This window comes from Streptomyces sp. NPDC001204 (assembly GCF_053598035.1).
On record NZ_JBSFJL010000005.1, the window covers coordinates 237,321 to 261,252 of the forward strand.

The 23,932-nt window shown below is 70.6% G+C and carries 19 protein-coding genes; 10 read left to right on the plus strand and 9 right to left on the minus strand.

Annotated elements, in window-relative coordinates:
• Positions 1-243 precede the first annotated feature (243 nt).
• The gene (locus ACWC91_RS09850; RefSeq protein ID WP_376499342.1) at positions 244-1,065 is read right to left on the minus strand and encodes a PaaX family transcriptional regulator; all 822 of its coding nucleotides are present in this window, start codon (positions 1,063-1,065) and stop codon (positions 244-246) included.
• Between the two features lie 93 nt (positions 1,066-1,158).
• On the minus strand, positions 1,159-2,853 hold the full coding sequence (locus ACWC91_RS09855; protein ID WP_376499535.1) for an AMP-binding protein: 1,695 nt from the start codon (positions 2,851-2,853) through the stop codon (positions 1,159-1,161).
• A 60-nt stretch (positions 2,854-2,913) separates the two neighbouring features.
• Between ACWC91_RS09855 and ACWC91_RS09860 the strand changes: the two genes are divergently transcribed.
• The 3 genes from ACWC91_RS09860 (at position 2,914) to ACWC91_RS09870 (ending at position 5,288) form a co-directional block, all read left to right on the plus strand.
• Positions 2,914-4,053, plus strand: a complete 1,140-nt coding sequence (locus ACWC91_RS09860) for an acyl-CoA dehydrogenase family protein (RefSeq protein ID WP_450642670.1) — start codon at positions 2,914-2,916, stop codon at positions 4,051-4,053.
• A gap of 279 nt (positions 4,054-4,332) precedes the next feature.
• Positions 4,333-4,737, plus strand: a complete 405-nt coding sequence (locus ACWC91_RS09865; RefSeq protein WP_225075793.1) for a RidA family protein — start codon at positions 4,333-4,335, stop codon at positions 4,735-4,737.
• A 125-nt stretch (positions 4,738-4,862) separates the two neighbouring features.
• Positions 4,863-5,288 carry a DUF6299 family protein gene (locus tag ACWC91_RS09870; RefSeq protein ID WP_281154350.1) on the plus strand — a complete coding sequence of 142 codons (426 nt, stop codon included), beginning with the start codon at positions 4,863-4,865 and terminating at the stop codon, positions 5,286-5,288.
• 64 nt (positions 5,289-5,352) lie between these two features.
• Here the strand turns inward: ACWC91_RS09870 and ACWC91_RS09875 are convergent, their stop codons facing one another.
• Positions 5,353-5,886, minus strand: coding sequence for an Lrp/AsnC family transcriptional regulator (locus ACWC91_RS09875; protein WP_141357369.1), 534 nt, complete (start codon positions 5,884-5,886; stop codon positions 5,353-5,355).
• Positions 5,887-6,014: 128 nt separating this feature from the next.
• Positions 6,015-7,451 carry an aldehyde dehydrogenase family protein gene (locus ACWC91_RS09880; RefSeq protein ID WP_225075791.1) on the minus strand — a complete coding sequence of 479 codons (1,437 nt, stop codon included), beginning with the start codon at positions 7,449-7,451 and terminating at the stop codon, positions 6,015-6,017.
• Positions 7,452-7,750: 299 nt separating this feature from the next.
• On the opposite strand from ACWC91_RS09880, the gene ACWC91_RS09885 reads away from it, so the two are divergent.
• The 6 genes from ACWC91_RS09885 to ACWC91_RS09910 all read left to right on the plus strand — a co-directional run bounded on the left by ACWC91_RS09885 (position 7,751) and on the right by ACWC91_RS09910 (position 15,320).
• The gene (locus ACWC91_RS09885) at positions 7,751-9,205 is read left to right on the plus strand and encodes an APC family permease (RefSeq protein ID WP_450640851.1); all 1,455 of its coding nucleotides are present in this window, start codon (positions 7,751-7,753) and stop codon (positions 9,203-9,205) included.
• A gap of 188 nt (positions 9,206-9,393) precedes the next feature.
• Positions 9,394-11,022 (plus strand): flavin monoamine oxidase family protein, encoded by a 1,629-nt coding sequence (locus ACWC91_RS09890; protein ID WP_225075789.1) that lies wholly within the window; start codon positions 9,394-9,396, stop codon positions 11,020-11,022.
• 501 nt (positions 11,023-11,523) lie between these two features.
• Positions 11,524-11,949, plus strand: coding sequence for a DUF4345 domain-containing protein (locus ACWC91_RS09895; protein WP_263637772.1), 426 nt, complete (start codon positions 11,524-11,526; stop codon positions 11,947-11,949).
• A gap of 344 nt (positions 11,950-12,293) precedes the next feature.
• Positions 12,294-13,814: an amino acid permease gene (locus ACWC91_RS09900; protein WP_376499353.1), complete on the plus strand. Its 1,521-nt coding sequence runs from the start codon at positions 12,294-12,296 to the stop codon at positions 13,812-13,814.
• Between the two features lie 401 nt (positions 13,815-14,215).
• Complete coding sequence (locus ACWC91_RS09905; protein WP_450640852.1) at positions 14,216-14,746, plus strand: proline dehydrogenase; 531 nt, start codon at positions 14,216-14,218, stop codon at positions 14,744-14,746.
• Between the two features lie 259 nt (positions 14,747-15,005).
• On the plus strand, positions 15,006-15,320 hold the full coding sequence (locus tag ACWC91_RS09910; RefSeq protein ID WP_225075785.1) for a hypothetical protein: 315 nt from the start codon (positions 15,006-15,008) through the stop codon (positions 15,318-15,320).
• 576 nt (positions 15,321-15,896) lie between these two features.
• Here ACWC91_RS09910 and ACWC91_RS09915 read toward each other — a convergent pair.
• From ACWC91_RS09915 to ACWC91_RS09925, 3 genes are all read right to left on the minus strand, one after another.
• Positions 15,897-16,433, minus strand: a complete 537-nt coding sequence (locus ACWC91_RS09915; RefSeq protein WP_225075784.1) for a hypothetical protein — start codon at positions 16,431-16,433, stop codon at positions 15,897-15,899.
• Between the two features lie 139 nt (positions 16,434-16,572).
• Positions 16,573-18,117 (minus strand): CATRA conflict system CASPASE/TPR repeat-associated protein, encoded by a 1,545-nt coding sequence (locus ACWC91_RS09920; RefSeq protein WP_450640854.1) that lies wholly within the window; start codon positions 18,115-18,117, stop codon positions 16,573-16,575.
• Positions 18,107-18,436 (minus strand): CATRA system-associated protein, encoded by a 330-nt coding sequence (locus tag ACWC91_RS09925; protein ID WP_225075782.1) that lies wholly within the window; start codon positions 18,434-18,436, stop codon positions 18,107-18,109. Before ACWC91_RS09925 ends, ACWC91_RS09920 begins: the two co-directional genes overlap by 11 nt.
• Positions 18,437-18,507: 71 nt before the next feature.
• Between ACWC91_RS09925 and ACWC91_RS09930 the strand changes: the two genes are divergently transcribed.
• The gene (locus tag ACWC91_RS09930) at positions 18,508-22,407 is read left to right on the plus strand and encodes a CHAT domain-containing protein (RefSeq protein ID WP_450640856.1); all 3,900 of its coding nucleotides are present in this window, start codon (positions 18,508-18,510) and stop codon (positions 22,405-22,407) included.
• Positions 22,408-22,804: 397 nt separating this feature from the next.
• Here ACWC91_RS09930 and ACWC91_RS09935 read toward each other — a convergent pair whose 3' ends face one another.
• Entirely contained in the window at positions 22,805-23,473 is a 669-nt protein-coding gene (locus tag ACWC91_RS09935) for a nucleotidyl transferase AbiEii/AbiGii toxin family protein (RefSeq protein WP_450640857.1), read from the minus strand.
• Between the two features lie 5 nt (positions 23,474-23,478).
• Positions 23,479-23,871 carry a hypothetical protein gene (locus ACWC91_RS09940; protein ID WP_450640859.1) on the minus strand — a complete coding sequence of 131 codons (393 nt, stop codon included), beginning with the start codon at positions 23,869-23,871 and terminating at the stop codon, positions 23,479-23,481.
• Positions 23,872-23,932: the final 61 nt, after the last annotated feature.

Sequence of the window (23,932 nt, forward strand, 5' to 3'; positions counted from 1 at the left end):
GCGGTTGACCGGCCCCTCACCGGGGTGGGCGGCTGCCGTCCGCGCGAGGGCGGGCCGTGGGGGTGCGTTCAAGCCCCGCCTGGTGCTGGGCGGTTGAGCGGTTCCTTATTGGGCGGGCAGCCGGGCGGACCGTACGACGCGCCCAAGCCTCGCCTGGGTAGTTGACCGGCGCCCTATCGGGCGGGCAGCCGACGGGGCGCGGACGCGCCCAATCTCCGCCTGACGTTGGATGGTTGACCGGCGTCAGAGCCCTGCGAACTCGGCGCCCGTGTCCCGCAGCCGCTCGTGCAGCCCCTGGAAGACGGCGGCCGAGCGGGAGCCGGGCCAGTCGGCGGGCAGCAGCCGCGCGGGCAGGCCCGGGTCGGCGTAGGGCAGATGGCGCCAGGAGTCCAGGGCGAGGAGGTAGTCGCGGTAGGCCTCCTCCGGCGGGGTGTCCGCGCGCTTCTCCCAGGCGCGCAGGACGCGCGCGTGCCGGTCGAGGAACGCCTCGTGCTGCTCGGCGATCGCCGCCAGGTCCCACCACCGTCCGACCGCCTGAGCGGTCGGCGTGAAGCCCAGGTGCTCGCCGCGGAAGAAGTCCACGTACGGGTCGAGGTCCAGCCGCCGCAGCGTGTGCCGGGTCTCCTCGTACAGGCGGGCCGGGGCGATCCACACGCCGGGCGCCGCCGTGCCGAAGCCGAGCCCGGCCAGCCGGGAGCGCAGCACGTGCCGCTTGTTGCGCTCCGACTCCGGCACGGAGAACACGGCGAGCACCCAGTCCTCGTCGCCGGGGTGCGCCGTGGCATAGATGCGGCGGTCGCCGTCGTCGAGCAACTGCCGTGCCTCCGCGGACAGTTCGTATCCCGCCGCGCCCTGCGGGGTGCGGGCGGGCAGCAGCAGCCCGCGCCGCTTGAGCCGCGACACCGAGGAACGCACGGACGGCGCGTCCACCCCCACGGCGGCCAGCAGCCGGATCAGCTCGGCGACGGGCACCGGGCCTGGCGCGAAGCGGCCGTAGGCGCCGTAGAGCGTGACGATGAGGGACCTCGGGGCGTGTAGCGCCTGCTGCTCGGACACGTTGATCATTTTAGGTCTTCGGCATCACTGCTGGTCACCGACGCCGCTGAGGGCCGTCACCGCCGAGCATCGTCGCGTGCGCGCCGTCACCGCCGTGCGGCGTCACCCCTGGACGCCGTCGGCACGCAGCCGGAACCGCTGGAGCTTGCCGGTGGCCGTGCGCGGCAGCACGTCCAGGAAGACGATCTCGCGCGGACACTTGTACGGGGCCAGCTCCGACTTGAGGTGCACGCGCAGCGCCTCCGCGTCCCGCGGCGCGCCCTGCCTGAGGACGGCGTAGGCGACCACGACCTGCCCGCGGTCCTCGTCGGGCCGCCCGACGACCGCCGCCTCCACCACGTCGGGGTGGCGCAGCAGGGCGTCCTCGACCTCCGGACCGGCGATGTTGTACCCGGCCGAGATGATCATGTCGTCGGCGCGGGCGACGTATCGGAAGTAGCCGTCCGCCTCGCGGACGTAGGTGTCCCCGGTGACGTTCCAGCCGTCCCGCACGTACACGCGCTGCCGCGGGTCGGCGAGGTAGCGGCAGCCGACCGGTCCCTGGACGGCGAGCAGGCCCGGCACCCCGTCCGGCACCGGCTCGCCGCGCTCGTCCTGCACGCGCGCGTGCCACCCCGGTACGGGCACTCCGGTCGTGCCGGGCCGGATGTCCCCGTCCGCCGCCGAGATGAAGATGTGCAGCAGCTCGGTGGCGCCGATGCCGTTGACGATGCGCAGTCCGGTCCGCTCGTGCCAGGCGTGCCAGGTGGCCGCGGGCAGGTTCTCCCCGGCGGACACACAGCGCCGTAGCGAGGAGACGTCGTGGGAGTCGAGCGCGCCGAGCATCGCGCGGTACGCGGTGGGGGCGGTGAACAGCACGGACACCCGGTGCTCGGCGATCGCGGGCAACAACTGCCGTGGATGGGCCTGTTCGAGCAGGAGCGCGCAGGCGCCGGCGCGCATCGGGAAGACCACGAGCCCGCCGAGCCCGAAGGTGAAACCGAGCGGGGGACTGCCCGCGAACACGTCGTCCGCGTGCGGTCTGAGCACATGGCGGGAGAAGGTGTCCGCGATGGCCAGCACGTCCCGGTGGAAGTGGACGCAGCCCTTGGGCCGCCCGGTGGTGCCCGAGGTGAACGCGATGAGCGCGACGTCGTCGGCGGCGGTGTCCACGGCCGGGTACGGCGTGCCGGGCGCCGGACGGCGCAGCAGGTCGTCGGGGGCGTCACCCCCGTACGTCGTGACGGCGAGCCCCGGTATCCCCGCCTTGGCCAGGTCGTCCACGGCCCGGACGTCGCACAGCGCGTGCCGGACCCGGGCGATCTCGCAGATCGTGCTCAGCTCGTGCGGGCGCTGCTGGGCCAGCACGGTGACGGCGACCGCGCCCGCCTTGAGCACGGCCAGCCAACAGGCCGCCAGCCAGGGGGTGGTGGGGCCGCGCAGCAGTACCCGGTTGCCGGGGACCACCCCGAGGTCGCCGGTCAGCACGTGCGCGATGCGGTCGACGCGGGCACGCAGATCGCCGTAGGTCCACGTCCGGCCGTCGGCGGTACGGAACACCGGGCGCCCGGCGTCGGTGCGGTCCAGCAGTTCGGCGGCGCAGTTGAGCCGGTCCGGGTAGCGCAGTTCCGGAAGGTCGAAGCGGAGCTCGGGCCACTGGTCCGGGGGTGGCAGGTGGTCGCGCGCGAAGGTGTCCACGTGCGCCGAGGCCGTCGGCCGCGCGGTGCCGCCCCTGCCGGAGTCCAAGGTGTCCATGGCCGGTTCGCCCCCTTGTCGTGGTGGGCACGCACAAGGAGCGTATCGTGTTGGTGACGACAGTCAACTGTACGCGATACGGTGGATCGTCCTCCGGTCGACCGGGAGAGAGGAGACCGGCGAATGCCCGCATTCTCGATCGAACCGGAACAGGCGGCCTGGTGCGCCGAGTTGCGCGCCCTGGCCGCCGACCGGCTGCGCCCGCTCGCCGAGAAGGGCGAGCCGGGCCACGTCAACCGCGCGCTCCTCGTCGAGCTGGGCCGACTCGGCCTGCTGGAGCGCCTGTTCACCTCCGGCGCCCTCGATCTGTGCCTCATGCGGGAGTCCCTGGCCCACGCCTGCACGGAGGCCGAGACCGCCCTTGCCCTCCAGGGCCTCGGCGCCCACCCCGTCCACGCCCACGGCACCCCCGCCCAGCGCGCCCGCTGGCTGCCTCGCGTGACGGACGGAAGCGCGGTCGCGGCCTTCGCCCTCAGCGAGCCGGGCGCGGGCTCGGACGCGGCGGCGCTGGCGCTGGCGGCCCATCCGGACGGCCCCTCCCGCTGGCGGCTCACCGGCGAGAAGTGCTGGATCTCCAACGCCCCCGAGGCCGACTTCTACACCGTCTTCGCGCGTACGACACCGGACGCGGGCTCCCGTGGCGTGACCGCGTTCCTGGTGCCCGCCGACCGCCCCGGGCTCACCGGAACCGCGCTGGAGATGCTCTCGCCGCACCCCATCGGCACGCTCGGCTTCGACGGCGTCCCCGTCACGGCCGAGGACGTGGTCGGTGAGAGGGACCGCGGCTTCCGGGTGGCCATGGGCACCCTCAACCTGTTCCGCCCCAGCGTCGGCGCCTTCGCCGTGGGCATGGCGCAGGCGGCGCTCGACGCCACCCTCACCCACACCGCCCGCCGGGACGCCTTCGGCGGCAAGCTGAGGGACCTCCAGACGGTCGCCCACCAGGTCGCCGAGATGGCCCTGCGCACGGAGGCGGCCCGCCTGATGGTGTACGCGGCGGCGACGGCGTACGACGACGGAGCCCCCGGCGTTCGCGGACGCGCCGCCATGGCGAAGCTGCTCGCCACCGAGACCGCGCAGTTCGTCGTCGACACCGCCGTCCAGCTCCACGGCGCCCGCGCCCTGCGCCGCGGCCACCTGCTCGAACACCTCTACCGCGAGGTGCGGGCTCCGCGGGTCTACGAGGGAGCGAGTGAGGTGCAGCGGGGGATCATCGCGAAGGAGCTGTACGCGGGGTTGCGCGAGCCCGGCGAGGCATTGTGACCGTCGAGCCGCGCCACTCGGAGGAGGCCGTGCGATCGTCGAGCCGTGCCCGCCGGGGGAGGCCGTGTGACCGTCGAGCCGTGCCCGCCGGGGGAGGCCGTGTGACCGTCGAGCCGTGCCCGCCGGGGGAGGCCGTGCGACCGTCGAGCCGTGCCCGCCGGGGGAGGCCGTGCGACCGTCGAGCCGTGCCCGCCGGGGGAGACCCCGTGACCGTCGAGCCCTGCCCGCCGGGGGAGACCCCGTGACCGTCGTCGAGCTGCGTACGCCCGGGGAGGCCCTGTGACCGCCGACCGCGTCAACCCACCCGCTCTGTCCCCGCCCACCGGCTTCTCGCACGCGGTGGTCGCGACCGGCTCACGGCTGGTGTTCCTGGCGGGCCAGACGGCACTCGACACCGACGGAAAGGTGGTCGGCGAGACCCTGCCCGAGCAGTTCGAGCGGGCGCTGACCAACCTGCTGACCGCGCTCGCGGCGGCCGGCGGCACCGCGTCGGACCTGGCCCGGGTCACCGTGTACACGACGGATGTCGCGGCCTACCGCGTGCACGCCGCCGAACTCGGCCGCGTATGGCGCCGGTTGGCAGGCCGCGACTATCCCGCGATGGCGGTGGTCGGGATCGTACGGCTCTGGGACGAGCGAGCCCTGGTCGAGCTCGACGGCTTCGCGGTGCTGGGCGACGGCTGATCAGGCGGTGTCGGCCAAGTGGTCGACGGGCACGCGCCGCCGGAGAGTGAGGGTCACGGCCACCGCCGAGGGCGCCGGGTACGAGTGGGAGCTCCTGTTCCAGCCACCCGGGAGGTTTCTTCCCCATGCCCCTGCGTCCCGTACTCGGCGCCCTGGGCGCGGCCGCGGCCACCGTGCTCGTGCTGAGCGCGCCCGCCACCGCCGCTCCGGGCGACAACGTGACCATCGACCGGACGGCCCGCGTGTCGGTGAACGGCACCGTCACCGTCTCCGGCACCTACCGCTGCTTCGACGGCAACGGCCCGGTCTTCGTCGGTGCCGCCATCAGCCAGGATCCCTCGGCCACCCACTACGGCATCGGCGGCACCCGCGCCGTGTGCGACGGCGCCCACCACCACTGGCGGGCCTCCGGCACCGTGACGCCGAGGCGGCTCACGCCCGGCCCGGCCCGCGTCGAGGCCGTCCTCGTGGAACTGCGACCGCACAGCGGTCTGCCGCTGCCGCACTTCCACGCCGCGCACCACCGGAACGTGATGCTCGTCGCGGACTGAGCCTCCGCCCGGCTGCCCGGCACCCCGGCGGTGCCGGGCAGCCGGGCGTGCGGCGACGGGGCGGTCAGCGGTCGGCCCGCTGGTCGATGCCGGCGTCGTCGGGAGGACCCGGGGCGTCGAGGACGGAGGTCTCCACCTCGCCGACGCCCCACCCGTACGCCAGCTTGTGCACCTCCAGCACGAAGAAGGATTCCGTGGCGACGATCCCGTCGATCAGATGGAGGCGCCGCGTCATCAGGTCGGTGAAGTGAGCCGTGTCCCGGCAGATCACCTCGGCCATGATGTCGAATCCGCCCGCGGTCATGATGACGTACGCCGTCTCGGGAAGCTCCCGCAGCGCCCGGCAGACCGACGGGGCGGTACCGGGCCGTACCCGGATGCCGATCATCGCCAGCCGGTCGAACCCGATGGTCAGCGGGTTGGCGATGCCCACCACCTGCAGGATCCCGGCGTCCTTCAGCCGCTGCACCCGATAGCGCACGGAGGAGGCCGGGATGCCCACGTCCGAGGCGATCAGACTGTAGGCGCGACGTCCGTCGGTCTGCAGGATGGCGATGATGCGCCGGTCGATGTCGTCGAGCGGGCTCGGGGTGGACATACGGCTGCTCCGGAGGTCGCGACCAAGGTGTGGACCGGGCCGGTGGCGGTCCCTCGGCACGGGGACGGCCACCGGGTCCGGGCGGTCCAGGGTACGGAGCCCCGTGGAGCGGCGGGTCACCAGCCCGATCAGAGGCTCATGACGCCCGTACGCAGGTCGGACATGTCGAGCAGCGTGTGCTTGCCGCCGATCCGGCCCCAGCCGGTGCCGCGGTTGCCCGCACCGCCGAACGGCATGTTGACGTCCCAGAAGCAGGTGCTGTCGTTGACGACGACCTGACCGACGGCCAACTCCTCGACGAACCGGTACGCCGAGGCCATGCTCTGCGTGAACACCGCGCCCTGGAGGCCGAGTGCGTCGTCGTTGGCGATCCTCAGCAGCTCGTCGTCGCTGCCGCCGGTGATGATCGGCACGACCGGCCCGAAGGACTCCTCGCGGGACAGCAGGCTGTCCTCGGGAACCCCGTCCACCACGGTGAACTCGTAATAAAGATCGGTGGGTTGGCCGGAGCGGCGCTGCCCGCCGAGCAGAATCCGCGCACCGCGCTCCCCGGCGTCGGCCATGTGCCGGTCCATCTTGGCCGCGACACCCTCATTGTTGAGCGGCCCGAGGTTCGTCGCCGCGTCGAACGGGTCGCCGAGCACGACGTTCTCGGCGGCGCGGAGCACGGCCTCGACGAAGCCGTCGTGCGCGTCGGCGTGTACGACCACCCGCTCCGTGGCACAGCACACCTGCCCGGAGCACAGGTACGCGCCGTACACCGCGGCGCGGGCCGCCGCGTCCAGATCGGCGTCGGCGAGTACCACCAGCGGGCCGTTGCCCGAGCACTCCATGAGGGAGCGCTTGAGCCCGGCGGCGGCCGCGACCTTCGCGCCGGTCGCCGAGGAGCCGATGAAACCGATGGCGTCGACACCGGGGTGGCGCACCAGCATGTCCCCGGCCGCACCCTCGCCGGGCAGGACGTTCACCAGGCCCGCCGGGACCCCCGCCTCGACCATCGCCTCCATGGCCTTCAGCACGGTCAGCGGGGTGTTCGCCGGCGGTTTGACGACGTGCGCGTTGCCGGTGGCCAGGCCGGGGGCGACGAACTCGGCGAGCATCAGCAGCGGGAAGTTCCAGGGCGTGATGATGCCCCAGGTGCCGACCGGCCGGTAGAAGGTCCACATCCGCTTGGTGGGGTCCGTCGACGGCATGGTCTCGCCGTGCAGCCGCACCGCGTCCTCGGCGTGCAGATGGAACAGCTGCGCCGCCTCCTCGACGTCGGCGACCGACTCGGCGAGCGGCTTGCCCTGCTCCAGCGTCTGCAGGCGGGCCAGTTCCTGCACCCGGGCGGACAGCGCGTCGCCGACGCGGTGACAGATCTCCGCTCGCTGCCAGACGTTGACCCTCGCCCAGGCCTGTTGCGCCTCGTTCGCGGCCTTCACGGCGGCGTCCAGGTCCGTGGCGGAGGGGAGCGGGACGGTGCCGATGTGCGCGCCGGTCACCGGGCTGACGACGTCGTAGGTCTCGGTACCTGTGCTGTCGGCATAGTCGCCGTTGACGAAGAACGGGTGCACGGCAGACATGAAGAACCCTTCTGGTCGTGACGGGGAGAGCGCAGAGGGGAGTGGTGTCCACACCATCGGGTGGGCAATGAAAGGCTGTCAATAGGCTGGAACCCGCAATCCAAAGGCCAGTTGATTGCTGAATCAGCAGGCTCAAGCCATTGACACTGCGAAATCGGTGGCCCTACGGTGCGGGGCTCATAGGCCAGGGCCCAGCCCCGGGTAGGCCTCCCCGCTCTCTCCCCCGTTCCGTCCTCCCGGCTCTCCTCGCTCCGCTCTTCCCCCGCTCTGTCACCGCTCTCCGCCCGAAGGAGACACCCATGTCCGAGCAACCCGCCCTTGCCAAGAAGATGCGCTGGTACGACGGCTTCGCCATGTCACTGACGATGCCGGCCGCGCTCATCGCGTCCCTGGGGGCCTCCATCGGGGGGCTCGGCGCATGGGGCGCCATCGCCCTGTGGACGGTGTCCATGGTGCTGGCCACCGCCACGAACTGGATCTACACCGAGATGGCCGCGATGTTTCCCGACTCCTCGGGCGGTATCGCGCACTACGCCACCGAGGGATGGCGCAGCCGCGCCCCCGTCGTCGGGGCCCTGGCCGGCGTCGGCTACTGGCTTCCCTGGACGACCGCCCTGTCGGTGTACGCGGGGATCATCGGCTCCCTGGTGCAGGCGCAGTGGTTCCCCGGCCAGACCTGGACGCTCGACCTGGGCGTGGGGGAGCTGAGTCTGCCGATCGTGGTGGGGCTCGTCGTCATGGGACTGCTGTACGCGGCGGCGATGTACGGCCTGCACGCGGCGATGTGGGTGGTCTACGTGACCGGCGGGATCCTGCTGGTCCCGCTCTCGGTCTTCATCGTGGGGCCGTTCCTCTCCGGTGACTGGAGCACGGCCGGCCTGCACTGGAACCTGCACGGCACGAGCGGGCTCCGCGAGGCCCTGGTGTGGCTGTACATCATGGCCTGGACCTCCTTCGGCGTGGAGGTGTGCGCGACCTTCGCCCCCGAGTACAAGGAGACCGTGCGGGACACCTCCCGGGCGCTTCGCGCGGGGGTGCTGTTCTGCCTCGGCGTCTTCATCCTGCTGCCACTGGCGCTCTCCGGCTACGTCGGCGAGAAGAAGATCGGCGAGGACCCCACCGCCTTCTACGTCGGCGCCTTCCGCGACCTGGTCGGCGGCGCCGCGGACCTGATGATCGTGTTCCTCATCGCCTCACTGCTGCTCATCATGATCACCGGGCTGGCCGACGGCTCGCGGGTGCTGTACGACATGGGTCGACAGGGGGTGACGGTCCGTCAGGTAGGTGTGCTCAACCGGCGCGGCGTACCGGCTCGCGCGCTCACCGTCGCCCTGGTCGTCAACGTGATCGTGCTGGTGGTGCTCAAGACGCCGCTGGCGATCATCGTCACCGGCAACCTGGGCTACATCCTGACCCACATCCTGGCGATCTCCGGGTTCGCGTTGCTGCGCCGGGACCGCCCCGATCTGGCCCGCCCGATCCGGCTCCCCGACTTCTTCGTGCCGCTGGCCTGGTTCCTCACCGCACTGCTGGCGGTCATCCTGGTCGTCGGCGCCACCGGCTTCTCCATCACCGGCTACGGCGGCTTCAGGGAACTGGCCATCGCCCTGGGAGTACTGGCCGCCGCGGCCGTGCTGTGGGAGTACCGCCGCCGCGTCCAGGACCGCGCCGCCCCGGCACCCCCCGACGCATCCGCAGCCGGTACCGACGGGGCCCCGCCCCACGACGAGGTGAGGGAAGCACCCCGCCGCTGAACCTCTCGCTGCCGTGACCGTCCGGCCGCCGAGAGCCTCGCTCGCCCGACTTCCCGCCGCATCCCGTCCCCAGCCGTGCCGCACGCACGGTGTCACGCGCGTCCCAACCCCCCACGCGTCCCCAGACCGGCGGGTCCGTGCGCCGCAGCCGCCGCTCACCGCTCCCCCTCAAAGGCAAGGACTTCGGCATGGCACGTTTTCAGGGTCGCACCCGTCTCAGCGCGCACATGCGCGCGATGTTCTCGGCACACCAGGAAGCGGCACGCACCGGCGTGCCGGTGGAGGAGATCCAGGGCAGGCGGGCCGCCGCCGCTGCCGAGGGCGCGAGCCGCAGGCAGTTCCTGCGCGGTGCCGCGGGCGGCCTGGCGGTCGCCGCGGCCGGCGGGCTCGGTGTCCGCTCGCTGCTCCAGGCCCCCGCGGCCAACGCCGCCACCGCACCCAGAGTGGTCGTCGTCGGAGCCGGCCTGGCCGGGCTGCGGGCCGCCCACGACCTGTACCGCAGGAAGGGCATCGCCGCCACGGTCTACGAGGGCAACACCCGTGCCGGCGGCCGGTGCTGGAGCCTGCGCGGCTTCTTCGACGCGGGCCATGTCGTCGAACACGGCGGCGCCTTCATCAACACCGACCACACCGCCGCCCGCAACCTGGCGGCCTCGCTCGGCCTGACCCTGCGGGCCGTCAACGGCGGCAACACGTCACCCTACGGGGACAAGTACTGGATCGACGGTGCGCTCTACAGCACCAAGGAGGCCAACGCCGACTGGAAGGCGGTGCAGCCGAAGTTCGCCGCCGAACTGGCCGCCGCTCCCTATCCGCAGACCTACGACAAGTACACCGCGCGCGGACGCCAACTGGACCTGATGACGGTCGACGAGTGGCTGGCCGCCAACGTCCCCGGCGGCCTCGGCAGCCGGTTCGCCAAGCTCATGCGGTCCAACGTGCTCTCCGAGTACGGCCTCGACCCCGGCCGGCAGTCCGCCCTCAATCTGATCTACCTGCTGGGCTGGAACACACCGGGCTCCCTCGCCCCGCTCGCCGGCGACGACGAGAAGTACTCGATCGTCGGCGGCAACGACCAGCTCGTCTCCGGGATGATCGGCCAACTGCCGTCCGGCACGGTGCAGTACGGGAAGAAGCTCACCGCGCTCCGGTCCAACGCCGACGGGACGGTCACCTGCACGTTCAGCGACGGCCCGACCGTCTTCGACGTGACCGCCGACAAGGTGGTCCTGGCGTTGCCCTTCACCACACTGAGGGACTGCGACCTCGCCAAGGCCGGGTTCTCCACGCTGAAGACACAGGCGATCCAGCAGCTCGATCTGGGCACCAACGCCAAGCTCCACGTGCAGTTCGCCAACCGGCCGTGGGTGGCGCAGAAATACGGCGGCGTCGCCTACACCAACCCCGACACCCTGCAGACGGTCTGGGACGACACCGTGGGCCAGGCGCTGCCCCAGGGCATCCTGTGCCAGTTCCCGGCCGGCTCCGCCGTGACCACCGGCTGGACGGGAGCCGCCTTCGACACCGCCCCGGCGGCGCAGGTCAGCACCTTCCTGTCCCAGACGGAGCCGATCTTCCCCGGTGTCACGGCCGCGTACAACGGCAAGGCGTACCGCGACGTCTGGTACCTCAACCCCTGGTCCAAGGGTGCCTACAGCTGCCCCCGGGTCGGCCAGTACACGACCCTGTGGGGTGCCCAGCCCGGCGCCGAGGGCAACGTGCACTTCGCCGGTGAGCACACGTCCCTGGACGACTACGGCTTCCTCGACGGCGCGATCGCCTCCGGCGAGCGGGTGTCGAAGGAGATCGCGCCCTGACACCGGCATGGACCACGGTGTGGCCCCGGAGGAGTGATCGTGCCGGAGTCGGCGGACTCCGGGCCTCCGGGGCCACGATCGGCATGTCCGACGGAATCACCTGGCTCGCCGAGCCGAACGTCATCGGCCGGACCGGCCACAGCGTGGTCATCGCCCGGGGCCTCGCGGGACGCCCACCAGCACGACGGCCGCACCGTCTGCTTCTTCAACCTGCACCAGGACTCCTCGTGTGGCTTCGACGGAGTCTCCGACGACGACCCGGACCTCTGCGCGGCCCTGGAAGCGGACCTCACCGCCGCGGGACTGTCCCTCGACGACCCCGGGGAACAGTCGGAGGACCCCGAGGCGGGCCACCGGTCCTGCCTGAAGGTCATCGAGCAGCGCTTCGGCAGTCCTGAGCGGCCGGCTGTCCACGCGCCCCCCGGCAGGTCCGGCGTTCCGCGCGGTTCAGGCGGCCCGGCCGGCCTTGAGCGCGGCCGTGGTCCCGACGACGCGGCGGGCCTGGTGGCTCTGCGGGCACTCACGCATCTGATGGGCTGGGCCTGCGTGCTGATCGGTGCAGTTCATGTGACACTCGGCAACGCGGCGATCCCCGGCGCAGGTTCCGCCGGGACGACCGTCGACAGCTGGGGCCGGTTCATGGGGGCGAGCTTCGTCGGCTACGGGCTGGCCTGGCTCTGGGCCGCTCGGCAGCGGCCCGTACCGGCGTGGGCGGTGCGGTGGCTGGCCGGTGTCTTTCTGCTGGGTGGCGCGGGGCGCCTGCTCTCGCTCGCCCTTCACGGCTGGCCGCAATGGTTCCAGATCCCGCTGACGGTGATCGAACTCGGCCTGCCGCCCGTCTTCTTCTGGCTGGCGGACGCGGAGGAACGAGCTCTGGGCAGAGGCGCGGAGACCGTGCCCGCCGGACGGCGAATGCGCACCGACTGAGCGGACTCCGACGGGCGGCGACGGCGGGCCGCAGCGCCCTTGCCGGCCCCGCCCGCTGGACCTGACTCGGCTGCCGCCAGTTCGATGACCTCGCGGAGCCCGTCCCGGTGGGTGCGTCGAAGCGGCCGACCGGCCCGGGCCGGGTTACGGCCCGTCGCGCACTGCTGCAGGGTCCCGGTCCGGCGCGTCGGCAGGGCCCGCGCAAACGGAAATCCCCCCGGTGGCCCGCTCGAGCCGGCGTGTCGTGTGTCGCGACCTGGAATGGTTTGAGATCAGGCCATTGACAATCGGTGTGTCGTACGCCACTTTGTTCGCCGTCGTCCCTCGTCGATGAGGAGTCGCGGATGGCTGCGCAAGAGGAAGTCCAGCCAGAGATAGAGCTGGACGAGGATGCTGCCCGTCTCGCAGAGATGGGCTACAAGCAGGAACTTCATCGCGGTATGTCCGCGTTCTCGAATTTTGCCGTATCGTTCTCGATCATTTCGATCCTGGCGGGCTGCATCACGTCGTACGGGATCGCGCTGAAGTCGGGTGGTCCGTCGACCATCGTGCTCGGCTGGGCGGTGGTCGGTGTCTTCGTGACGTGTGTGGCGCTGGCCATGGCCGAGGTGTGTTCGCGCTACCCCACCGCGGGGGGTCTCTACTTCTGGGCCGGTGAGCTCGCCAGGAACAACAAGCGTGCCTGGGCCTGGTTCGTGGGCTGGTTCAACTTCATGGGCGAGGTCGCGGTGACTGCCGCGATCGACTTCGGGTGCGCCACGACCTGGATGGCGTTCATGAACCTCGTCTGGGGCGTCGAGGTGACCGCCGGCGGTACGTTCCTGCTGTTCCTCGCGATCATTCTTGTGCACGCGCTTCTCAACACGTTCGGCGTGAAGCTCGTCGCCTTCCTGTCGAACGTCTCCGCCTGGTGGCACGTGGTGGGCGTCCTGGTCATCGTCGCCGTGCTGTGGGCGCTGCCCGAGCACCACCAGTCCGCCGGGTGGACGCTGACGGGCTGGCACAACGCCACCGGCTGGACCTCCGGAATCTACGTCTTCCTCATGGGCCTGCTGATGGCGCAGTACACCTACACCGGGTACGACGCGTCGGCCCACGTGGCGGAGGAGACCAGGGGAGCGGCCCGCAGCGCGCCGCGCGGGATCGTGATGAGCGTGGTGATCTCGGTCATCGGCGGTTTCATCCTGCTCTTCTCCATCACCGCGTCGATCCAGGACAAGAGTTCCGCGGGACTGGACAAGCTGGCCGCGTCGAGTACGGGGCTGCCGCCGGCGCAGGTCTTCCTGGACTCGCTGAACAGTCCGGCCACGGCGAAGTTCCTGCTGTTCATCGTCTGTGCTGCGCAGTTCTTCTGCGGGATGGCCTCGGTGACGGCCAACTCCCGGATGAGCTACGCGTTCTCGCGCGACAACGCCCTTCCGGGGTCGCGGATCTGGGCGAAGGTCAACCCGCGCACCGGGACGCCCACGAACTCGATCTGGTTCTGCGTGGCGCTCTCGGCGCTCCTGACGCTGCCGGCGCTGTTCAACACCACGGCATATCTGGCGGTGACCTCGATCGCGGTGATCGGCCTTTACATCGCCTATGTCACGCCGGTGCTGTTGCGTCGTCTGCGCGGCAACGAGTTCGTTCCGGGGCCGTGGCACCTGGGCAAGTGGAGCAGCCTGGTCGGCTGGGTCGCGATCGTGTGGGTCGTGATCATCTGCGTGCTGTTCGTGCTGCCGCCGACCCGGCCGGTCAACGTCGACAGCTTCAACTACGCGCCGATCGCGGTGGCGGTGGTCGGTCTGTTCGCGCTGGTGTCGTGGTACGCGGGCGGCCGTAAGCACTTCATGACCAGCCGTGACAACCTGGGGGAACTGTGACGTCGTGACGCCCGCGGCCCCCCTCGGGCATGCGATGGACCCCGATCCGGGAAAGAGCCTGCTGCGGCCGGTGCGTTCCCACCACGCTTTCGAGTCGTGCGTGGAGCAGTCGGCGACCGCGATCAGGCTGGGCGGGTATCCGCGTGGTCCGGCGCCGCCGACCGAGCGGATCCTGGCCGAGTGCCTGGGAGTGTCCCGGGCGACTCTCCGGGAGCGATCGCCGCACTGCGGATGGCGGGTTTCGTCGAGACGCACCGGGCCGCGGCGGCGGCACCGTCGTCGTCCACCGGCCGCTGAAGCCCGGGGAGGGGTCGCTGTCGTTCTCGCGCGGACGGGGAACGGCAGCCGCAGCCGCCCAGGTTGCCGGACAACCAAGATCTGGCCGTCGGCAGAATGAGTTCATGGACGCTGGACTGGCTGCATTGCTCGGCACCGCCGTGGGCTCACTCGCTACCCTCGGCTCCGCGATGGTCACCGGGCGCGTGGCGGCGCGCTCGCAGTTCGCCCAGTGGCGCCGGCAGCATCGCCGCGACGCCTACGCGAACTACCTGGCCGCGGTGTACGACCGCGATGTCGCCCTGGACGCGGTGCGCGACACGCTGCGGGGGGACTCACCGGACTTGCGGGAAGTCGACGAGAAGACGGAGCGTTTCGACGCCCAGGTCCGCGGCGTTCACCGGGCTGCCGAGTTCGTCATCCTCGAAGGTCCGCGGTCCGTGGTGGAGGCGCTCTACCGTGCGGTGCATGCGGCCGACGACCTGGCCGAGGTCGTGCGGCGGATGGTGCGTGATGCCCATGCGGGTGACACATCCCGTAAGGCCGCGGACCCCGCGCTCGCCGCTGAGCGCGAGCACCTGCTGTACCAGGCCGTGAAAGGCCTCCGCGCAGCGGCCGCGGACGTCCTCGGCGACAGTCGGACACGCGTCTCGTAGTCGTGCGGGCGGCGGAGCTGAACATGAGAAATGGCCCCGGACCTGAGCATTTCGGCCGAGGTCCGTTCTCATCCTCATCAGGTCGATCACGGGTGACGTGCGATGCCGACCAGCCGTTGGGAGACCGCGTACACGGCCGTCGGCCCACACACCGTGGAGCGGATGTGCATCTGGCGCCGATGTCAGCAAGTTGCGAGACCCATATGGGCTACTACGGTGGAAGTGGCCGATGTGACCTATGTTGCAAAGGGGTACGGTCATGAACGCAAGGCTCTGCAAGCGATCTGCCGTTGCGGGCTCGGCCCTCATCCTCGCCCTCGCACCGCTTGGCCTGCAGCCGGCGGTGGCAGCAGCGGCAACGCCGAGCCAGACCCACGCCAGTGCGGTCGAGAACCAGCGCGACTACCGACGGGGATTCCGCGACGGATTCCGGGACGGATACCAGGACGCTCGGGACGACTGCCGGATGCACAGGGGACATCGGGGTTACAGCTCCGGCAACAGCGACTACACCCGTGGCTACAGCCATGGGTACAGCGACGGTTTCGCCCGAGCGGAAGAGCGCTACTGCTGAGCGGGTGAGGCTGAGACCGGCAGGTTCATGGCTTGCGCCGGCCGACATCGGCGGGTGTGAGCCATGAGGCGGCAGTGAACCCGGTGGAGCGCGCACTTCCTGCCTCGCGCGGGTGCGCGTGGCAGCGCAGCCGTCGACGCGGCGACGCGGTCTTCGCGCAGCCGCCGGCCTCCCGGCAGCAACTCGCTCTCGGCCGAAAGTGCCGAAAGTTTCAGAGAAGTCCCAGGGAGGCCGCCGGCCCCCTTCCAGACCCGCACCAACGCAGGTCGGAAGGGGGCCGGCGGCATTCGTCGCTCAGATGTCCCGGAAGAGACCAGAGGAAGTCGTGACCTGACCCGATGGGTGGTCGCGGGGCGCTGACCTGCGCGAACGACCTTTCGACTGTTTCACGCCCGTGCCCCTTGATGCGGCCGAAAGTCCCAGAAAAGTCCCAGGGCAGCGGCTCCTGCCCCGGTGGTCCGAGGGACTGGCGCTCGGCCCATGCCCCACGACCGTGGTCTGCTGACGGTCAGCGAGAGTGGTGGACCAACGTGGAGGTCATTGAGGTCGAGGGAGCCTGACAGTCACTCAGTTCGGCTACGAGGTTTTCACCGAGCCGTCCGGCTGGATGTGCAGGGTCGGCGAGCGCGATGCCTCGGAGAAGGAGCCTTCGCTCGGCGCCACCTCGACCTGAGCCTGCACTGCGGCGTGGACGCGGGCCACAGAGCACCCCTTGGTCGTCAGCCACATGATCTTCCCGGCTTCCACTGTCGCGGTGACGTCGCTGTCCGCGGCTCCGCACGGTGCGAACTGCTGGGCGCGCACATATCCGAGACGTAGCCGTAGAATCTGGCGCCCACCGGCATTACGGACCAAGACACCGAATTGAACCGAGTTCTTGGTGACCCGTGCGCAAGGGGTCCACTCCACGGACCCCACGGCCTGCACTCGGGTGGCGCAGTGGGTATCAGGATCCGCCGACAGGGAAGCCGGACCGGTGACCGCCTCAGGCCGGCCGTTCACGGGTGTCTCGGCGACCGGCCGTTCGGCGACTTCGGCGGGGGAATCACGGTCGCCGTCGAACCAGCCCTGCGCCCACGCCCCCACCACGCCGGAGACGATGGCGGGAATCAACAGGGCCAGTGCTTTGTACCACCACGCCGACCTTTGTGGGGCAGGCGGCTGTGGAGGAGGTGCGGTCATGATGCATGCGCCCGTTCTCGATCGGTCGAAAGGGTGGTTGCGCTGCGTGCCCTGCGGCCCGGGGCTGCCGTCAGGGCGACGACTTCCGTGTCAGCAGGCTTCCCAGAACGGCCAGGAGGACCACGCCGGTCAGCACGCTCGGTATGGGGTGGCCGAGGGCCCTGCCCACCAGCCAGCCTGCCGCCGCGCCGGTCACCGCCAGGGACCCGATCTCCAGGACGCCACCGATCCGTCCGCCGGCCCCGCCCCGCCAACGGCGTACGACCAGCAGCGGAAGGATGAGCCCCAGCGAGCCGAGCACGGCGATCAGGGGAGCGTGGAGACGGACGGGCACGGGGAGCTTGTATGCCAGGGCCTGGATGGCGGTCAGCGTGAGCAGGACGGAACCGATGACTGTGGTCTGGATGAGGGACAGGTACTGCTGGTGACTCTGCAGCCGCTGCGCGGCGGATTCCGTGGCGATACGGGCGGCCTCGGCCACCTGCTCCCGAGCGATGCCCAGATAGGTCACGTCGTCATCGAGCACTGCGGCCAGTTGCACGCGCAGCTCCTCGTCATTGTCAAGGACTCTAGGCCGACCGTCCGCGCTCGCCCCCAGTACGCGCAGGCCGGCGGACGCGACCTCCAAGGAGCGAGTCATGGTGCGCAGGCCATGGGTCGTCGCGCTCGCCAGCCGTTCCTCGGCAAGCGCCTGCCGGGCCTGCTCCGCGATGCGCTCCCAGCGCGCGAGGGCCCGGCGACCGATGGCGGGCCGCGTCGCCGAACTCATCGTCAGCTCCTGCCACTTCCTGGTCAGCTCCTCGCTATTCCGCCTCAGCCGGTCGATGTGTTCGCTCAAGGCAGCGGCGCTGTCGAGGCGTACTCGATAGTTCTCGCGGATGAGGGCGGCGCCGATCAGATAGCGCGTCAGCGGCACGAGGCCCCCGTGTTCGGAATGCCAGCTCCAGTCGTCCAGCAGACCCTCCTGCTGGTCGGTCGCCACCGTGGTGAGGAGGAGATCACGGCGGGCGGAGAGGACCTTCCCCGATCGGGTGATCTCCCACAGCGTCAGCCCGTTCTCCGTCTCCACCGGGCGGGAGAGCTGGGACTGCGGCGACAGCTCCCGACGGAGCCCTTCTCCCATGAGTGCGGAGTCCGGGCGCGAGGTGCCGTCGGGAACGCTGAGCGACCGGTAGACACGGACCGATCCGAGGAGAGACGGGTCGGTGGCGGCGTCGCCGCCGTTCCCCACCGCCGCCGCTTGCGAACAGGCCTCTTCCCAGTTGCGTTCGAGCGCGCGCAGCACCTGTGCGCTCTGCTCGGCGGTGCGGTCCGGCCCCTCGTCCGCCGACAGCATGACGGTGAGTCCGACCACGTCGTGCAGCCGGTAGAGCATCGCCTGCCTCGCCCCTGCGGCGTCGGCCCGTTGCCGCAAGAAGAGGAAACCGACCCCGTCTCTCAGGTCGGTGGGAAGGGACAGCTCTCCGTCGGCCTGGAGCGCCGTGTCCATGCCGACCCGCGCGCATGTCTCCCAGAGGAGATGCAGCAGGCGTCCTCCCGTGTCGCCGAATCGCTGGGACGTGAAGAAATAGTGCAGCTGCAGCGCCTCACGCGCATGGCGCGATTCACTGCTCATTCTGCTCCTCGGTGCGCTCCCTCTCGCGGTCCTCCCGACCCAGCCGATCCTGGATCAGTGCCTTCCGCTCGAGGATCCGCTCCGAAGGCCCGGTCGCGTCGCCCGTCAGCTTCCTGGGCGCGCGCATCACCGCAACGATGTCCTCGAGCCGGAAGAGCGCCTGCCGGAATCCGTCGTGGTCGCCCCGGTCCAGAGAGCCGGACATGGCGTCCAGGGAAGCCTCCGCCTGCTCCCAGCCCTCTGGAGTGAGCCGACTGCGGACCGCGGCCTCCAGGATCTCCTCGGACACCTCGCGAAGACCACTCAACTCGGCCCGCATACCGCCCCCTTGCTACTCTCCGACCTTGTGCCCAGATTAGGGCATCCGGCGAGATCGGCGATGGGGGGCGGATGAGCCGCGCGAACGGTCTGAACGGTTTCGGACGGTTCCTGGGACGGCTGCTGTTCGTCAGGGATGCGAATCTCGTCGCCGCCGACATGGGCCGGTACGCCTACCGCGACCTTCAGGACTGGTACGGCAACCCCAGCGACGTGCAGGCCCTTCAAAGCGCCGTCTCCTTCTACCGGAACGCCCTGCGGAACACCACGCCCGAGCACCCGCAACGAGCGGCGCTCGAAGAGCAACTGGCAGCCGGCCAGCGCGACCTCTGGATTGCGACGGGGTTCCCGGACACCCTCCACCAATCGATCGACCTCATGGCGGCGTCCGCGGCCCGTACACCGCCGGCCGATGCCGAGAACTGGATCGGCCGCCGTTGGATGTTGATGCTGCTCCACGTCCTGCGTCATGGCGCCACCAGGGACGTGGCCGACGCCCAGCTCACCGTGGACTGCCACCAGTCGCTGGCACCGATGCTGAACGGATTGCACGGGCAGCCCTGGGCGCCGGACCTGCGCGCGGCGGTGTACCTCACCACGGCCCAACTCGCTGCGTTACAGGGCGACGAGACGGCGGCCGCATCCTGGCTGGGACAGGCCCGGCAGACCTTCGGCGGTTCCCTGGTCCCGACCGCGGGCCCGGGGATCGAGACCTGGTCCCTCCTGCTCCTGCGACGCGTCCGCTTCCTGCTGGAACGCTACGAGAGCACTCATGACCACCAGTTCTGCCAGGAGGCGGTCGCCCTATGTTCCTGCGGCATCGGCGCGTTCGGTGAAAGGCAGGGTGATCCAGCGTTGTTCGAGCTGCGCGGTCGTCTTCTCTTCACCCGCTACCGGCTCCTGGGACAGAGGCAGGACGCCCAAGGCGCCCGCCTCGACTGCGAGGCCGCCCTGCGCCTCGCCGACCCCGGCGTGGCGCAATGGCGCACCGACGTGCAGTGGCGTCTGGCCATGTTGCTCCTGCTGACTTCCCAGCACGAGCAACTCGCGCCCGCGGACATCGCCCTGACCCACCGCCTCGCCACCGAATCCCTGACCGCGGTCACGACCGGTTCGGCGGATCACGCGGCGCACATGCGTCTGCTGGCCGACGTCCGCCACCAGTTCCCGTCCGAGGCCGGTCTCGCATACACGCAGGAGACGGCGGTGCTGTACGAGCGGGCTCTCGCCGAGCTGAGCGGCACTGGTCACGCCTGGCACATTCACAACCAGCTCGCCCTGCTCAACGGAGACTTCTACCGGGCCACCGGAGACCCGGAGCAGCTGTCGACCGGAATCGGCCACGCGGAACAGGCCGTACGTCTCTGCCCACCACGCGAAGCCCCGCAACAGCTCCCGGTTGCGCACACCGTGCTCGGCGACCTGCTAAGACTGCGGTACGAACGCTCCGGCGACCGGCGGGACTACGAGCGGGCATGGGAGCACACGGGCCAGGGCGTCACCCTCGCGCAGTTTCCGGGAACCGCGCCCCAGTGGGCGCAACGCCTCTCCAACCACGCGCTGGTTCTCGCCCTTCCGGGCCGCCCAGAGGACTACCGCGCTGCGGAGCGGCTGCTGCGCGACGCCCTCGACAGCGAGGGCCTCCTTCCGCAGGACAAGCCCGTCCTGCACCACAACCTCGGGACGATCCTGCGGCAGGCCGCCGAGGTCACGCATGACCGCGAGCAGCTTCGGCACGGCGTCGGGCATCTGAAGGTGGCGGTGGCCACCACAACGGCGAGCGACGTCCTTGGCAGACTCGCTCGCCGCAACCTGGCTGCGGCCCTGCACTCCTGGTCGCTGTTCGACGAGGATCCCGCTCTGCTCGACGAGCCACTGGAAGTGGTCGAGGCCGCACTTGAGGAGGCTCCCACCGAAGCACCGGACCACCCCCTGCTGCTGTCCGATCTGGGCGGCTGCCTGGTCAGCCGCGGTGTCTACCACGCCGAGCAGAACGACGTGGAGCGCGGCCGCCGCGACCTGGAGCGTGCGGTGGAGGTGCTGCGACAGGCCCTGCGCTCGCTGCCGCCCGGGTACACCACACGTCCGGCAATCGAAAATCAGTACGGTGAAGCCCTGAAAGCCCTCGGGCAGCTCACCGGTGATCGGCGAGGCAGGGAGGAGGCGCTGGCCGTCCACCGTCAGACCGTGAACTCGCTGGATGCGGACAATCCGTCCTGGGCGCTGTCTGCGCTGCTCCTCGCCACCACGCTCGTCAGCGTCGAGGCACCGTCGGCCGAGGAAGTGACGCAGGCCGCGAACCTGTGCCTGAGGGCTGCCCGGCATCCGTCGGCGACTTCGACGACCCGATGGAACGCGGCTGTCAAGGGCGCCGAACTCCTGGCCGGGCGGGGCGACTGGACGGGAGCCCTCGACGCCTGCACCGCCGCCATCGCCGTTCTGCCACAGCTGGCCTGGGGCGGCCTCGCCTTTGACGACCGCCTGCACGCCCTGAGCGACACCTCCCAGATGGTCTCCGACGCGGCCGCCATCGCACTGCACGCCGATGCCCCCGAAAGGGCGCTGGAGATCCTCGAACACGGCCGCGGTCAACTGCTCTCCCATGCCCTGGACATGCGCGCCGACCTGGAGGCCGTACGTCGCCAGGACCCTCGGCTGGCAGCCGAGCTGGAGCTGCTCCGCAACGACCAGGACACAGCCCGGAGCGGCGAACCCGAGCATGCGGGAACGTACCGAAGGCAGCGTCAGCACCACTGGGACCATCTTGTCCAGCAGGTGCGGCAACTCCCGGATCTGGCCGACTTCCTCAAGCCTCTGCCGTACCGCGACCTCCTCTCCGCCGCGCAGGACGGCCCAGTCATCGTCCTCAACTCCAGCCCCTTCCGCTCGGACGCACTGGTCCTCCACGACAAGGCCCTCACGGTCGTTCCGCTGCCCGGGTTCCGGCACAGCAAGGCAGTGCTCCGTGCCCAGGCCCTGTCCCGGCTCGTGCATCCCCTTGAGGAAGGGGACGACGCGGACGAAGAGCAGCACATCGAGCTGCGCCCGTATCTGACCGAGCTGTTGGACTGGCTGTGGACGACGGTTGCGGAGCCCGTGCTGAGGGTCCTGCCCTCCAGCCCGGTAAAGAACGCAAACACGCTTCCGCCCCGGATCTGGTGGTGCCCCACCGGCGTGTTCAACCACCTTCCGGTCCATGCGGCCACCCGGATCAAGGACCCGTTGGACCCGGACAGCATGGCCGGCGACAGCCTCACCGATCGGTTCGTCTCCAGCCACACCCCGACGCTGCGTGCCCTCAAGGCTGCCCGTGAGGCTGATCGGGCAGCGTCAGGCGCGAAGCCACCCATGCTGCTCGTCGGCGTCGGCAGGACACCACCCGGGACCGACCTGGCCGAGCTGGACCACGTCGCCGTGGAGATCGACGCTCTCGCGCGACTCTTTCCGGCGGCCGAGCCGCTGCGCGACGAGGACGCGCTCCGGGAGACGGTCCTACAGCGGCTCAGGGCCGGAGGATGGTTCCACTTCGCGGGCCACGGTGAACAGAACCCCGAGGAACCCGACGGGCTCCTCTACCTGTGGGACCACGCCACGAGCAACTCCCTGCGCATCCGGGACGTCACCGGTCTCCGGCTCGACAAGGCCGAGCTCGCCTTCCTCTCGGCCTGCCAGACCCACATGGCCCCACGGGCGCACTCCGACGAGCCCGTCAGCCTCGCCGGGGCACTCCAGCTCGCCGGCTTCCGGCACGTCGTCGCCGCACAGTGGCAGCTGAACAGCCTCCGGGCCCGGCACGTCACCACGAACTTCTACGAGAAGCTGCTGGAAGACTCCGGCGCCCGCGGGCGGGCGGCCCTTGTCCCGACGGCCCGCGACGCGGCACACGCCCTGTACGCAGCGGTGCGGGAGCGTCGCCGCGAACGACCAGAAGCCGTGGAGGTGTGGGCGGCGTACGTGCACCTCGGACCGTGACCAAAAGGCGGGCTCGTTCCGGGCACTCGGCACAGCAAAGGTACTGTGCGAGCGACCCTCCTCTTGCCCTTGTGCCTTCGAGGGATCTCTCAGGAAATGTGGACACTTCGACGAGATCGACTTTGACCTTCTCGGAAACATTCCACTGACAATGTGCGGAAACCTTGGCTCCACCTGGATCCGTCTCGTCTGGGCGACACTGGTCCGGTGTCCTCCAGGCCGCTTCGACATCGTCCACGTCCGGTGCCAGGTCAAGATGGTGCGGAAGAAGCTGTGCTTCGACGGCAGATGCACACCGAGGGCCTGCCCGGCGGGCTTGTCGTCGGGCAAGCCCGCGACCGATTGCTGTCCCACCTTCTCATTTCTGGGTTCTCGCTCTGATCTTGTCGCGACGTGATCAGTCGATGTCCGGATCATCGGCCTCTTCGAGGAGACGGGCCGCGAGGTCGTCGGCCCACTCCACGGCCCAGGCACGGAGTGCGGTGATGGTGGCGTCATCGAGCCCGTAGGCGGCGAAGGCTTCGTCGTCGGTCCACTCGGCGCCGGTGAGGTTCGCCTGCAGGTCCTCGCGCTCGAAGCGGCCGCGGGCGTGGCGGCGGCCGAACTCCTCGAGCTCGGCATTGGTCCAGCGGCGGGAGGCTGCGAACACGTCGATCAGATCGCGGGGTGCTCCGCGGTCGGCGAGGGCGCGGACCTTGGTCCCGATCACATCCTCCTCCGCGAGGACGGGCCCGTACGGGCTCTGGGCGACCGGCCGCCAGAAGATCTCCTTGAGGATGTCGACTTCGCATTCCTGCCCGGTGACTGGGTCGGTCACGGTGAAGCGGGCGGACAGCGGGGCGGTCTCCAGCGCGTGCACCCTCCAGCCGCGGGCTTCCAGACCGGCGCGGAGCGTGGCGGCGATGTCGGCCATGGGCGCCGGGTTCTCGGTGGCGACATCGAGGTCCTGGCTGGGTCGGTTCACGAGGCGGTGCGCCCGCACGGCATACCCGCCGGTGAGGACCAGGGGATACGGCGAGCCGAGCGCGATCACATCCGCCAGGAGCCGCGTGTGCAGCTCCGGCATGTCCGTCACGCGGCTGCCCGGGGGCGGGAGGCCAGCTGGGGGAAGGCGTCCTCCCACACGGAGCGCACGGTAAGACCGACGAGGGTGCGCAGCACCGGCCACAGCTGGATGAGCAGCTCCTGGTTGAGGTAGCGGGGCAGGTCGTCGCGCAGGCCCTCGTGCAGGACGGTGCGGTACAGGCCCATGCGCTGGCGCGGCTTGCCCAGGTCGTACGAGGTCATCCCGGACCAGGCCATGTGCAGCGGCAGCTCGACGACCCCCTGGGTCGGGCCACGCAACTCGTTCAGCGACTCCGGCAGACGCCTCCGGAACTTCTCCCGGTACAGCGCGAGGTCCTCGGTGTCCGTGTCAGAGAGGTCCATCGGCGCGGGGGCGGCGTGCTGCGGGCTGGAGGACATGACTCCATTATGGCGGCCGAGCAGGGGGCGTGGACTGTCGGTCATGACGCTCGTTTGGCCC

Coding starts and splice junctions, on each gene's coding strand:
- ACWC91_RS09850 (WP_376499342.1), bottom strand. CDS start 1,065: ATGATCAACGTGTCCGAGCAGCAGGCGCTACACGCCCCGAGGTCCCTC.
- ACWC91_RS09860 (WP_450642670.1), top strand. CDS start 2,914: ATGCCCGCATTCTCGATCGAACCGGAACAGGCGGCCTGGTGCGCCGAG.
- ACWC91_RS09870 (WP_281154350.1), top strand. CDS start 4,863: ATGCCCCTGCGTCCCGTACTCGGCGCCCTGGGCGCGGCCGCGGCCACC.
- ACWC91_RS09875 (WP_141357369.1), bottom strand. CDS start 5,886: ATGTCCACCCCGAGCCCGCTCGACGACATCGACCGGCGCATCATCGCC.
- ACWC91_RS09880 (WP_225075791.1), bottom strand. CDS start 7,451: ATGTCTGCCGTGCACCCGTTCTTCGTCAACGGCGACTATGCCGACAGC.
- ACWC91_RS09885 (WP_450640851.1), top strand. CDS start 7,751: ATGTCCGAGCAACCCGCCCTTGCCAAGAAGATGCGCTGGTACGACGGC.
- ACWC91_RS09890 (WP_225075789.1), top strand. CDS start 9,394: ATGGCACGTTTTCAGGGTCGCACCCGTCTCAGCGCGCACATGCGCGCG.
- ACWC91_RS09900 (WP_376499353.1), top strand. CDS start 12,294: ATGGCTGCGCAAGAGGAAGTCCAGCCAGAGATAGAGCTGGACGAGGAT.
- ACWC91_RS09905 (WP_450640852.1), top strand. CDS start 14,216: ATGGACGCTGGACTGGCTGCATTGCTCGGCACCGCCGTGGGCTCACTC.
- ACWC91_RS09910 (WP_225075785.1), top strand. CDS start 15,006: ATGAACGCAAGGCTCTGCAAGCGATCTGCCGTTGCGGGCTCGGCCCTC.
- ACWC91_RS09920 (WP_450640854.1), bottom strand. CDS start 18,117: ATGAGCAGTGAATCGCGCCATGCGCGTGAGGCGCTGCAGCTGCACTAT.
- ACWC91_RS09925 (WP_225075782.1), bottom strand. CDS start 18,436: ATGCGGGCCGAGTTGAGTGGTCTTCGCGAGGTGTCCGAGGAGATCCTG.
- ACWC91_RS09930 (WP_450640856.1), top strand. CDS start 18,508: ATGAGCCGCGCGAACGGTCTGAACGGTTTCGGACGGTTCCTGGGACGG.
- ACWC91_RS09935 (WP_450640857.1), bottom strand. CDS start 23,473: ATGCCGGAGCTGCACACGCGGCTCCTGGCGGATGTGATCGCGCTCGGC.
- ACWC91_RS09940 (WP_450640859.1), bottom strand. CDS start 23,871: ATGTCCTCCAGCCCGCAGCACGCCGCCCCCGCGCCGATGGACCTCTCT.